At 73.0% G+C, this 11,415-nt stretch carries 12 protein-coding genes and 1 pseudogene; 5 read left to right on the top strand and 8 right to left on the bottom strand.

Annotation, left to right across the window (positions count from 1 at the left end):
- The first annotated feature begins 147 nt into the window (after window positions 1–147).
- Window positions 148–852 (top strand): CPBP family intramembrane glutamic endopeptidase, encoded by a 705-nt coding sequence (locus JF597_RS25970; RefSeq protein ID WP_293999363.1) that lies wholly within the window; start codon window positions 148–150, stop codon window positions 850–852.
- 192 nt (window positions 853–1,044) lie between these two features.
- Window positions 1,045–1,779: a maleylpyruvate isomerase family mycothiol-dependent enzyme gene (locus tag JF597_RS25965; protein ID WP_293999360.1), complete on the top strand. Its 735-nt coding sequence runs from the start codon at window positions 1,045–1,047 to the stop codon at window positions 1,777–1,779.
- Between the two features lie 52 nt (window positions 1,780–1,831).
- Here JF597_RS25965 and JF597_RS25960 read toward each other — a convergent pair whose 3' ends face one another.
- On the bottom strand, window positions 1,832–2,233 hold the full coding sequence (locus tag JF597_RS25960; protein ID WP_293999358.1) for a MarR family transcriptional regulator: 402 nt from the start codon (window positions 2,231–2,233) through the stop codon (window positions 1,832–1,834).
- A gap of 86 nt (window positions 2,234–2,319) precedes the next feature.
- Here JF597_RS25960 and JF597_RS25955 point away from each other — a divergent pair, with 86 nt between their 5' ends.
- Window positions 2,320–3,795 carry an MFS transporter gene (locus tag JF597_RS25955; protein WP_293999355.1) on the top strand — a complete coding sequence of 492 codons (1,476 nt, stop codon included), beginning with the start codon at window positions 2,320–2,322 and terminating at the stop codon, window positions 3,793–3,795.
- A 104-nt stretch (window positions 3,796–3,899) separates the two neighbouring features.
- Here the strand turns inward: JF597_RS25955 and JF597_RS25950 are convergent, their stop codons facing one another.
- From JF597_RS25950 to JF597_RS25930, 5 genes and pseudogenes are all read right to left on the bottom strand, one after another.
- Window positions 3,900–4,565 carry a response regulator transcription factor gene (locus JF597_RS25950; protein WP_293999353.1) on the bottom strand — a complete coding sequence of 222 codons (666 nt, stop codon included), beginning with the start codon at window positions 4,563–4,565 and terminating at the stop codon, window positions 3,900–3,902.
- A complete protein-coding gene (locus JF597_RS25945) occupies window positions 4,562–5,839 on the bottom strand; it encodes a sensor histidine kinase (RefSeq protein ID WP_293999350.1) in 1,278 nt (425 codons plus the stop codon). Before JF597_RS25945 ends, JF597_RS25950 begins: the two co-directional genes overlap by 4 nt.
- A 115-nt stretch (window positions 5,840–5,954) precedes the next feature.
- Window positions 5,955–6,196, bottom strand: a pseudogene (locus JF597_RS25940) (TetR-like C-terminal domain-containing protein); the annotation flags it as partial.
- A gap of 89 nt (window positions 6,197–6,285) precedes the next feature.
- Window positions 6,286–7,491, bottom strand: coding sequence for a GDSL-type esterase/lipase family protein (locus JF597_RS25935; RefSeq protein ID WP_293999347.1), 1,206 nt, complete (start codon window positions 7,489–7,491; stop codon window positions 6,286–6,288).
- Between the two features lie 56 nt (window positions 7,492–7,547).
- Entirely contained in the window at window positions 7,548–8,120 is a 573-nt protein-coding gene (locus JF597_RS25930; protein WP_293999345.1) for a TetR/AcrR family transcriptional regulator, read from the bottom strand.
- A gap of 79 nt (window positions 8,121–8,199) precedes the next feature.
- Here JF597_RS25930 and JF597_RS25925 point away from each other — a divergent pair, with 79 nt between their 5' ends.
- On the top strand, window positions 8,200–8,694 hold the full coding sequence (locus JF597_RS25925; RefSeq protein WP_293999342.1) for an FBP domain-containing protein: 495 nt from the start codon (window positions 8,200–8,202) through the stop codon (window positions 8,692–8,694).
- Window positions 8,695–8,704: 10 nt separating this feature from the next.
- On the opposite strand, the gene JF597_RS25920 is transcribed toward JF597_RS25925, so the two are convergent.
- A complete protein-coding gene (locus JF597_RS25920; protein ID WP_293999340.1) occupies window positions 8,705–9,403 on the bottom strand; it encodes a TetR/AcrR family transcriptional regulator in 699 nt (232 codons plus the stop codon).
- Window positions 9,404–9,607: 204 nt separating this feature from the next.
- Between JF597_RS25920 and JF597_RS25915 the strand changes: the two genes are divergently transcribed.
- A complete protein-coding gene (locus tag JF597_RS25915) occupies window positions 9,608–10,081 on the top strand; it encodes a nitroreductase family deazaflavin-dependent oxidoreductase (RefSeq protein ID WP_293999338.1) in 474 nt (157 codons plus the stop codon).
- Here JF597_RS25915 and JF597_RS25910 read toward each other — a convergent pair.
- Window positions 10,071–11,354, bottom strand: coding sequence for a geranylgeranyl reductase family protein (locus JF597_RS25910; RefSeq protein WP_293999335.1), 1,284 nt, complete (start codon window positions 11,352–11,354; stop codon window positions 10,071–10,073). The genes JF597_RS25915 and JF597_RS25910 overlap by 11 nt on opposite strands.
- Window positions 11,355–11,415: the final 61 nt, after the last annotated feature.

The following is an 11,415-nucleotide window of genomic DNA, read 5'->3' as shown; positions in this document are numbered from 1 at the left end:
CGGCCGCGACCGCGCCGTCCAAGCCGGCACCCTGCCACGGAAGGCGGGTGCCGGGGTCGTCGACGCCGGGCCGTCGTCGTGGCGGCGGGCACCGCATGGCCTGCCCACCGCTGCGCCACCCGGCCGGGTTCTGACCTCCCGCCCGCCATGGCACTCCCCCGGCTCCCCACCCGTGTCGCCGTGGCGGCGGCGGTGGCGGTGCTGGTGCCGACGAACCTGCTGGACAATCGGTGGGCCGGGTCCTGGATCCTGCTCACCGCGGTCGTCGCCTCGGCCGTCCTGGTGGGGCTGCTCTTCTGGGCCGGGGGCAGTTGGCAGGAGCTCGGCCTGGGGCGTGACACCCTCGCGGACGGGGTGCGCTGGGGGGCGGCCCTGATCGGGATCGTCGCGGCGGTCTATCTGTGCGCCGCGCTGCCGCCGGTCACCCGCGGGCTCTTCGCGGACCAGCGGACGGACGTGCTGAGCGGTTCGGAGATCGCCTTCAAGGTGCTGGTCGCCGTGCCGGTGGGGACGGTGCTGCTGGAGGAGACCGCCTTCCGCGGGGTGCTGTTCGCGCTGCTGTGCCGTCTGCGCACCGCCACGACGGCCGCCGTCCTCTCCTCCGTGCTGTTCGGCCTCTGGCACATCCTGCCCTCACTGCACCTGAACCAGGAGAAGCCCACGCTGGGTTCGCTCTTCGGGCGCTCGGTCGCCGGAGCGGTCCTGGTCGACGTCGGCGCCGTGCTGTTCACGGCCGTGGCGGGCTGCCTGCTGTGCTGGCTGCGCGATCGCAGCGGCTCCCTGCTGGCGCCGATGGCCCTGCACTGGGCGGTGAACGCGCTGGGGTACGCGGTGGGGTTCCTGCTGCGCTGAGCGCACCGCCAAAAGCGCCGCGAACCGTCCTCCGCCGACCGCGGCGCCGTCGTGGCCGGTCGGCGCAGTTCCTCCCCCAGCCTTCGGCCGGGGGTACCCCCAGCGCGCCGCACGGGGCGCTGCCGAACCGCCGTGGACTTCGGCGGACCCCCTCAGCGGCAGGAACGGCCGCGTGTCCGGCAGACTCGCGGCATGGAGACTGCTGAGTTTCTCGAGATCCTCGACCGGGAGGGCCGGTTGCTGGCCGCGGCCGCCGCCGAGGCCGGGCTCGACGCCCCGGTGCCCGCCTGCCCGGAGTGGCAGGTACGCGACCTGCTGCGGCACACCGGCACCATCCACCGGTGGGCGGCCGGTGTCGTCGGCGACGCCGGGACCTCGCCCCGCCCCGTCCCGGAGCCCCCGGACATCGACGGCACGGAACTGACGGACTGGTACCGCGACGGCCACCGCCGGCTCGTCGGCACGCTGCGCGACGCACCGCAGGACGTGTCGTGCTGGACCTTCCACCCCGCCCCCGTCGCCTCACCGCTGGCCTTCTGGCTCCGCCGGCAGGCCCATGAGACGACCGTGCACCGGTACGACGCCGAGGCCGCGCGGGGCGGCCCGGCGACGCCGGTCGGCACCGGCTTCGCGGTGGACGGCATCGACGAACTGCTGCGCGGCTTCCACGCTCGCTCGCGCAGCCGGGTCCGCAGCGAGCACCCGCGGGTGCTGGGGGTGCGCACGATGGACACGGACGCGGCCTGGACCGTACGGCTGTCGGAGGGACCGCCGGTCACGGAACCCGGCGCGCCCCGCGATGCGATGGCCGAACTCGCCGGTCCCGCAGACCAGTTGTACCTGGCCCTGTGGAACCGGGTGCCGGTGCCGAAGGTGATCGGCGACCCGGCACTGGTGAACCTGTGGCTGACGAACTCCGGGATCTGACCGGCCGGCGACGACGAACGGCCTGACCGGCCCGCGGCCGGACCCGCCGGACTCAGCCCGCCTCGGCGGCCAGCATCCGGGTGAGCACCGCGCGCTGCACCGGCAGCACCTCGCCGTGCAGCGCGCGCCCCTTGCCGGTGAGCGCCACCCGCACCCCCCGCCGGTCCTCCGGGCACATGGCCCGCTCGACCAGGCCGTCCTTCTCCAGGCGGGCGATCAGCCGGGACAGCGCGCTCTGGCTGAGGTGCACCCGCTCGGCGATCTCCTGCACCCGGAAGCTGCAGACGCCGTCCGCCGCCCGGCCGTCGGAGAGCAGGTCGAGGACCTCGAAGTCACTGCCGCACAGGCCGTGTCCGTGCAGGGCACGGTCCAGCTCGCACTGGGTGCGGGCGTGCAGGGACAGGATGTCGCGCCATTGCTCCACGAGCGCCTGTTCGGGCTTCTTCGCCGCCATCCGGGCACCGTAGCAGAGAACCGGGATTATTGCATCGTAATTAAATGCGTTTGCATCCGATGCATGTGCATGTAGTGTCTGGGTCCATGACCTCTCCGCTCACCGTCCCCGCTTCCGAGGGACGCTGGACCCCCCGGCTCTGGGGCACGCTGCTGGTGCTCTGCGCCGCCATGTTCCTGGACGCCCTGGACGTGTCGATGGTCGGCGTCGCCCTGCCGTCGATCGGCTCCGACCTGCACCTGTCCACCTCGACGCTGCAATGGATCGTCAGCGGCTACATCCTGGGGTACGGCGGCCTGCTCCTGCTCGGCGGCCGCACCGCGGACCTGCTCGGCCGCCGCCAGGTGTTCCTCGTGGCCCTCGGCGTCTTCGCGCTCGCCTCGCTCCTCGGCGGCCTCGTCGACTCGGGCCCGCTGCTGATCGCCAGCCGCTTCGTCAAGGGCCTGAGCGCGGCCTTCACCGCGCCGGCCGGCCTCTCGATCATCACGACCACGTTCCCGGAGGGCCCGCTGCGCAACCGGGCCCTCTCCATCTACACCACCTGCGCGGCCACCGGCTTCTCCATGGGCCTGGTGCTGTCCGGCCTGCTCACCGAGGCCAGCTGGCGCTTCACCATGCTGCTGCCCGCCCCCATCGCCCTGATCGCGCTCCTGGCCGGCCTCAGGCTGCTGCCGCGCAGCTCCCGCGAACGCGACCACAACGGCTACGACATCCCCGGCGCGATCCTCGGCACCGCCTCCATGCTGCTCCTGGTCTTCACCGTCGTGGAGGCGCCGCAGGTGGGCTGGGTGTCGGCCCGCACCCTGCTCTCCTTCCTCGCGGTCGCCGTCCTGCTGACCGTCTTCGTCCAGGTCGAACGCCGCTCCCCCGGACCGCTCATCCGGCTCGGCGTGCTGCGCTCGGGCAACCAGGTCCGTGCCCAGCTCGGCGCGATCGCCTTCTTCGGCTCGTACGTCGGCTTCCAGTTCCTGACCACCCTCTACATGCAGTCCCTGCTCGGCTGGTCCGCCCTGCACACCGCGCTGGCCTTCCTCCCCGCGGGCGCGCTCGTGGCCGTGTCCTCGACCAAGGTCGGCGCGATCGTGGACCGCTTCGGCACCCCGCGGCTCATCGCGGCGGGCTTCGCGTTCATGGTCGTCGGATACGCCCTGTTCCTCCGCGTCGACCTGAGCCCGGCCTACGCGGCGGCGATCCTGCCGTCCATGCTGCTGATCGGCGCGGCCTGCGCGCTGGTCTTCCCCTCCCTCAACATCCAGGCCACCAACGGCGTCGACGACCACGAGCAGGGCATGGTCTCCGGTCTCCTGAACACCTCGGTACAGGTGGGCGGGGCGATCTTCCTGGCGATCGTCACGGCCGCGGTCACCGCGGGCGCGCCCGCCCACGCGACCCCGCAGGCGGTGCTCGACAGCTACCGTCCCGGGTTCGTCGTGGTGGCGTTCGTGGCCCTCGCCGGGCTGCTGATCACACTCACGGGCCTGCGCACCCGGCGCCCGCAGCAGACCGTCGTGATCGCCAGGTCCACCTCCCTGGAGGCGGAACGCGTGTCCGCAGGCGACTGAACAGGGACGCCTGCGAACCTGTGCCCGGCGAGGCCTGTTGCCCCGCCGGGCACACGGCTGTGAGACTGCCGGGATGACGGCCCACGGGGGACGGCGGGCTCCGCTCAGCCCAGCCAGCCCGGTCTTACCAGCCCCGACTCATAGGCGAGGACGACCAGTTGGGCGCGGTCGCGGGCGCCCAGTTTGACCATCGTGCGGCTCACGTGGGTCTTGGCGGTGAGGGGGCTGACGACCAGGCGGCGGGCGATCTCCTCGTTGGACAGGCCGAGGCCGACCAGGGCCATCACCTCCCGCTCCCGCTCGGTGAGCCGGGCGAGGACGTCGGCGCCTGCCGGTTCCCTCGAACGGGCCGCGAACTCCGCGATCAGCCGGCGCGTCACCCCGGGCGACAGCAGCGCGTCCCCGGCCACCACCGCCCTGACCGCGCGCACCAGTTCGTCCGGCTCGGTGTCCTTGACCAGGAAGCCGGAGGCGCCGGAACGGATCGCCTCGAAGACGTACTCGTCGAGCTCGAACGTCGTCAGCATGACCACCTTGACGTCCGCCAGCTCCGGCTCGCCGGTGACCCGCCGGGTCGCGGCCAGCCCGTCCAGACGCGGCATGCGGATGTCCATCAGAACGACGTCGGGGCGCAGTTCGCGCACCTTGTGCAGCGCCTCCTCGCCGTCCGCCGCCTCACCGGTCACCTCGATGTCCGGCTGCGCGTCGAGCAGCGCCCGGAAACCGGCGCGCACCAGCGACTGGTCGTCGGCGAGCAGCACCCGGATCATCGGCCCTCCTGGTCGTCCCGGTCTTCCAACGGCAGTACGGCGCACACCCGGAAGCCCCCGTCGGCGCGCGGCCCCGCCTCGATCGTGCCCCCCAGAGCGGAGGCCCGCTCCCGCATCCCGGCCAGCCCGTTCCCGCTGCCGCCCGCGTCGGCCCCGGTCGCGGGACCGTCGTCGTCGATCCGCAACCGCAGTTCCCCTCCCCCGTGTTCGAGCCGCACGCGCGCGTGCCGCGAACCCGAGTGCCGTACGACATTGGTGAGGGCCTCCTGCACGATGCGGAAGGCGGCCAGGTCCGCGCCGGGCGCCAGGCGCGGCGGCTCCCCCGTCACGTCCACGACGAGGCCGGCGCCCGCCGCCTGTTCCACCAGTTCCGGCAGCCGCCCGAGACCGGGCGCCGGCGCCCGCGGCACGTCTCCCGGGGAGCGCAGGGTGTCGAGCACCTGGCGCACCTCGCCGAGCGCCTCCTTGCTGGCCGCCTTGATGGTGGTGAGCGCCGACCTGGCCTGCTCCGGGTCGGAGTCGAGGAGCGCGAGGCCCATGCCGGCCTGGACGTTGATGACGGAGATGCTGTGCGCCAGGACGTCGTGCAGCTCCTGGGCGATCCGCAGCCGTTCCTCGTCCGCGCGCCGCCGGGCCGCCTGGGCGCGGTCGGCACGTTCCCGGGCCCACTGCTCGCGCCGCAGCCGGACCAGCTCGGCCACCGAGACGATGATCAGCACCCAGGTGGCGGTGATCGCCTCCTGGCCGAGGCCGGCACCCCTGTCGCCCGGCGGCGGCAGCCACCGGTACAGCCAGAGCGAGATCAGCAGATGCCCGGCCCACAGCATTCCGAGTGCCGCCCAGGCTGCGCTGCGGTGCCCGGCGACGACGGCACTGAAGCAGGCCACCGCGACCGCCGCGAAGAGCGGCCCGTACGGGTAGCCGGCACCGAGGTACACCAGGGCGAGCGCGGCCGTGCCGAACGCCACGCTCACCGGATGCCGGTGCCGCCACAGCAGCAGGGCACAGGTGGCGAGGAGCAGCAGGCGGGCGTATGCGTCGAGGTGCTCACGGTGGGGCTGGGTGTGGGCGGCGAAGTTCGAGCCCACCACCACGAGGACGGTGAGCGCCAGGGTGGAGCGCCAGGGCAGGCGGGGGCTGCGGAGCCCGGGGCCAGGGCCGGGTCCAGGGCCGGGGCCGTTGCCTGGGCCGGTGACTGCCGGGTGGTTCGGCCACGGGGGGCCGTGGTGCCACCACCGGGCGGGGCCGCGCTCCCGTACCCGCTGCTCGTCCATGCCCGCCACGCTAGACGCCGTCGCCCCGCGCGGGCGTCAGCCCGGCGACGTGATCACGCGTACTCCCCGGGGAGTAGGCGGCAGCGGGCGACCGGAACCGGTCAGCGGCCGGCTGTCAGCCGGCCGACGCCAGCTCCGCCACCTCGGCGTCGAACAGCCGGTCCGGGTCGAAGCCCATGCGCTGTGAAGTGGCCGGCGTAGTTCGAGGGAGAGCACCCCGTGCATCCGGGTCCAGAAGGCCGGCGCCCGGCGCAGTACTCCGGGCGGAGCGGGGTGGCCGCCGGCCCAGTCGCGGTGCTGGGAGAGGTGGGCGGTAAATCCGGCGGAGGCCGGCGGAGGCGCCTCGGGCTCGGCCGCCGGCTGGTCCCGGACGACGACGCGGCGTCGACCGACTCGACACGATGAGGACCGCCCGCCCGACGACCGCGGGCCCAGCAGCCCCCCGCTCAGCGGCCGTCGTCCCAGCGGTCGCCACCGCTCCCGGCGAACGCGCCGTCGTCCGCGAAGACCAGCCCGGCGAAGCGCTCGCCGATACGGCGGTGGGCGGCCGCGTCCGGGTGGAGCCCGTCGGGCAGCGGGAGCTCGGCGGCGTCCGCCTCGCCGTAGAGGGCACGGCCGTCGAGGTAGTGGAGGTGCGGGTCCTCGGCCGAGCGCTGGGCGACGATCCGGGAGAGTTCGTCCCGGATGACGTTCAGGGTGAGCTTGCCGCTCGCGCGCTCGGCCGGGTCGCCCACGGCCGTGAAGGTGATCCGGCCGGCACCGAAGTCGCTCAGGTCCATGGCGGTGGGGCCCGGTGTGTCCTCGTGCATGGGGCACAGGATCGGCGACACGACCAGCAGCGGGGTGGTGGGGTGGCCCTCGCGGACGGTGTCGAGGAATCCGTGCACGGCGGGGCCGAAGGCGCGCAGCCGCATCAGGTCGGTGTTGACGACGTTGATGCCGAGCTTGAGGCTGATCAGGTCGGCGGGGGCGTCCCGTACGGCGCGGGCGGTGAACGGGTCGAGCAGGGCGCTGCCGCCCAGCCCCAGGTTGACCAGTTCGACGCCGCCGAGCGCCGCCGCGAGTGCGGGCCAGATGGCGGTGGGGCTCGCCGCGTCGGAGCCGTGGCTGATCGAACTGCCGTGGTGCAGCCAGACCCTGCGGCCGTGGTCGGGTACGGCGGCGAGCGGGGCGTCGGTGCGCAGCGCGACCAGTTCGGTGGTCTCGTTGTGCGGCAACCAGATCTCGACGGTCTTCTCGTGCCCGGGCAGGCCGGTGAAGCGGAGGGTGCCGACCGGTCCGGGGCGCAGCTCCGTGGTCCCGGCGCCCATGTCGACGACCTGGACCGTGCCGCCGGACACGCTGCCCTGGCCGGCCAGGGTGCCGTCGACGAGCAGGTCGTAGACGCCGTCCGGGCGGACCGGCGCACCGACGTAGAGCCGCTTGGTGGGGAGGGTGTCCAGCTCGACGGCGGTGGCCCGGGTGCGGAAGACCAGTCGTACGCCGGAGGGCTGGGACTCGACCATGGCGAGCTGCGGGTCGGCGCACTGGGCGCGGGCCCGGGCCGGGAGCCGGTGCGGCAGGACGCCGTGGTCCGTGTGCTCCAGGTCGAGGGCGCCGCGCAGGAGGGCGGCGGTGATCGGAGTGGTGATCCAGCGGGGGTCGGTGTTCATCGCCTCTGCGTTCTGTCTCTGTTCCGGCTGTGTTCCGTCTGTCGCGTACGAGGGGATCAGGTCGGTGCGGGCCAGTTGCGCAGCAGCGCGTCGAGGGCGTCGAGGACGCGGATCCACGACTGCTGGCTGTCGGGCGCGCTGTGGCTGAAGCCGCCGCTCAGTTCCAGGTCGACATAGCCGTGGAAGACGCTGCCGAGCATCCGGACGGCATGGGTCTGGTCCGGTTCGGTCAGGTCGTAGCCGCGCAGGATCGCCCGGGTCATCTGGGCGTGCCGGACGCCGGCGCCGGCCGCCGCCGTCTCCGGGTCGAGGCGCAGCCGGGCCGCCGTGTAGCGGCCGGGGTGGGCGCGGGCGTAGTCGCGGTAGACGTCGGCGTACGCCACGAGGGCGTCCTTGCCGGCCCGTCCGGCCAGCGCGTCGGCGGCCCGGTCGGCGAGTTCCTCCAGCGCCAGCAGCGCGATCCTCGTCCGCAGGTCCTGGGAGCTCTTGACGTGGGAGTACAGGCTGGCGACCTGCACGCCGAACCGTCTGGCCAGCGCCGAGACGGTCACCTGGTCGAAGCCGACCTCGTCGGCCAGCTCCGCTCCGGCCCGGACCAGCCGTTCCGTACTCAGTCCCGCTCGCGCCACACCCGCTCCTCGTCGTCACCTCTCGCCTGAAGCTATTATGCGTTTGCCTAAAACCTTTAGGCAAACTAGCGTGCGCAGCATGAGACAGCTGACCGAGCAAGAGATCCGCGCCTCGTTCGTGAACTGCACCAAGGGCGCGGCGAAGCGCCTGAACATCCCGCAAGACCTGGACGAAAGGCCGTGGGCCGACCTGGACTACTTCGGCTGGCGCGACCCCCAGGCGCCCGACCGCGCCTATCTGGTGACCGAACTGGACGACGGTGACGTGCGGGCGGTGGCGCTGCGCTGCCCGAGCCCCGGCTCCTGGCAGACCCGGCGCAGCATGTGCTCGATCTGCCTGACCACGCACACCGGTGGCGTCTCGCTGATGGTCGCCGTCAAGGCGGGGAAGGCCGGGCAGCAGGGCAACTCCGTGGGCGCCTACCTCTGCAGCGACCTCGCCTGTTCGCTGTACGTGCGGGGAAAGCGGGACGCGGGTGTGGGCGGCCGGATGCCGGAGTCGCTCACACTGGAGGAGAAGATCCGCCGGACGGTCGGGAACCTCGCCGCGTTCCTGGGGAAGGTGACCGGGTGACCGGGCGCCGTCAGGGGAAGACCAGCCCGACGCCGTGCGCGAGCTGTGCGGCCGCATGCCGGAAGAACCGCTCCCGTTCGGCTTCCTCCACGACTCCCTTGAACTGACCGAACAGTTCGAACCCCACCAGGCCGAACAGCTGGGCCCACGCCGCGGCCATGGCCACCGCCACCTCCGGCGGCAGGCCGGGCACCAGTTCGTCGGCCATCCGGCGGGCCTCGGGGGCGAGTTCGGCGGGTACGGGGGTGCGGGCCAGGCCGCGCCCCTCGAACGCCTCGCGCAGGATCCCGATGAGGACGAGGGCGACCCGGGCGGCCGGCGGAATCGTCGTCTCCGGCGCCGAGTAGCCGGGCACCGGAGAGCCGTAGATCAGCGCGTACTCGTGCGGATGGGTCAGCGCCCAGCCGCGCACCGCCTCGCACACGGTGACCCAGCGGTGCGCAGGGGCCGCGTCGGCGGCAGCGGCGTGGGCGGTCTCGGCGGCCTCGCCGAGGGAGTCGTAGGCATCGATGATCAGCGCGGTGAGCAGGTCGTCGCGGCTGGGGAAGTAGCGGTAGAGCGCCGAGGAGACCATGCCGAGCTCGCGCGCCACGGCCCGCAGTGACAGCTTTGCCGCACCCTCGGCCGCGAGCTGTCTGCGGGCCTCGTCCTTGATGGCCGCGGTGACTTCCATCCTGGCTCGCGCGCGGGCGCCCTGCGGGGTGGTCATGGGGAGCAGTTTGCCATGACCGCAGAGCGGTGCACACGGTTTGGAGCACTGCACTTGTTCTGGATCGGCGATCACGGATCGGAGCAGCGCCCACATACCAGTGCACCGCTCAAAAAAGAGAGCACTGCTCTTGCAATGGATCACCGATCTCCGCACACTGTTCCTCAAGAGAGAGCACTGCTCTCGCCGAGCGTGGGGGTCACCATGTCGTCGTCCGAACCGCAGCCGTCGTCCCAGCCGTACTACGCGAAGATCAACCCGGTGGCTGTCCGCATGAACAGCCTCGTCGGCTGGCTCGCCCGGCGCGGGATCAGTCTGGCGGGCAGTGCGGAGCTGTCCGTGCGCGGCCGCAAGAGCGGCCGGATGCAGCGCGTCCCGGTCAACCCGCACACGTACGACGGCGCCCAGTACCTGGTCTCGGCGCGCGGCAACTCCCAGTGGGTGCGGAACATGCGTGCGGCAGGCGGCGGGGAGCTGCGGGTGGGACGGAAGGTGCGGGAGTTCACCGTGGTGGAGCTTCCCGATGCCGAGAAGCTCCCGGTGCTCCGGGCCTATCTGGAGAGGTGGGGCTGGGAGGTCAAGCAGTACTTCCCTGGGGTGACGGCCGGCTCCTCCGACGACGAACTCGTCGCGGCCGGCGCCGACCACCCCGTCTTCCGGGTCGTCGTCACGAAGTGACGGCTTCCTCGTCGGCCGGGTCCGCCGCCGGTGCGCTCTCCTTCGCCGCCGGCTCCGGGCCGAAGGCGGTGAGGGCGCGCTGGGCGAGCGGGTGGGATCGGACGAGTTCGCCGAGGGAGGTGCGGCCCTGGGTGATCTCCTTGAAGGCCCGCCAGGCGGGACGGAACCCGGTCAGCGCCGCGTGGAAGAGCCCGGGGCGGCGCTCGAACACCGCGAGCATCCGCTTGCCGACGCTCATCTCGACGCCGAGGCCCGCCTTGACGGCGAAGGCGTAGTTCAGCGCCTGGCGGCGGGTGTCGACGGCGTCGTGGGCCTCGGCGATCCGCACCGCCCACTCCCCCGCGAGCCGCCCCGAGCGCAGCGCGAAGGAGATGCCCTCGCGGGTCCACGGTTCGAGCAGGCCCGCCGCGTCGCCGCAGACCAGCACCCGGCCCCGGGACAGCGGGGAGTCGTCGGCGCGGCAGCGGGTCAGGTGGCCGGAGGAGATGCTCGGCTCGAAGCCGGCGAGGCCGAGCCGGGCGATGAAGTCATCCAGGTAGCGCTTGGTGGCGGCACCTTCACCGCGGGCCGAGATCACGCCGACGGTCAGGGTGTCGCCCTTGGGGAAGACCCAGCCGTAACTGCCGGGCATCGGGCCCCAGTCGATGAGGACCCGGCCCTTCCAGTCCTCGGCGACCGTCTCCGGCACCGGGATCTCCGCCTCCAGGCCGAGGTCGACCTGGTCGACCTTCACCCCGACGTGGGCGCCTATGCGGCTGGCGCTGCCGTCGGCGCCGACCACCGCACGGGCCAGCAGTGTCTCGCCGCCCTGGAGCACGACCGCGACCGTCCGCCGGTCCGGGACCGCCGAGCCGTGCTGCTCGACGCGCTGCACGGCGGCGCCGGTGCGCAGCTCGGCGCCCGCCTTCTGGGCGTGCTCGACCAGCTGCTGGTCGAACTCGGGCCGGTTGATCAGCCCGAACATCATCTGCTTGGAGCGGCGGGTGCGGGTGAACCGTCCGTTGTTGGAGAAGGTGACCGCGTGCACCCGGTCCTTGAGGGGCAGCTCGAAGCCGGGCGGCAGCGCGTCGCGGGAGGGGCCGATGATGCCGCCGCCGCAGGTCTTGTACCGGGGCAGCTCGGCCTTCTCCAGCAAGAGCACGCGCCGTCCGGCGACCGCCGCCGCATAGGCGGCCGAGGCCCCCGCGGGTCCCGCGCCCACCACGACGACGTCCCACACCCGCTGCGCGTCGTCCGCCCGCACGTCGTCCGCCGAAGAATTCTCGCCGCTCACGATGGTCCGCTGCTCCGATCAAGCCGTAGAAGCCGTATCACGCCGTATCAAGCCGTGGGTC

Origin of the sequence: Streptomyces sp., from assembly GCF_019510245.1 — a bacterium.
In the GTDB taxonomy this organism is placed as follows: Bacteria; Actinomycetota; Actinomycetes; order Streptomycetales; family Streptomycetaceae; genus Streptomyces.
This window is presented reverse-complemented; position numbering and strand designations above follow the sequence as displayed.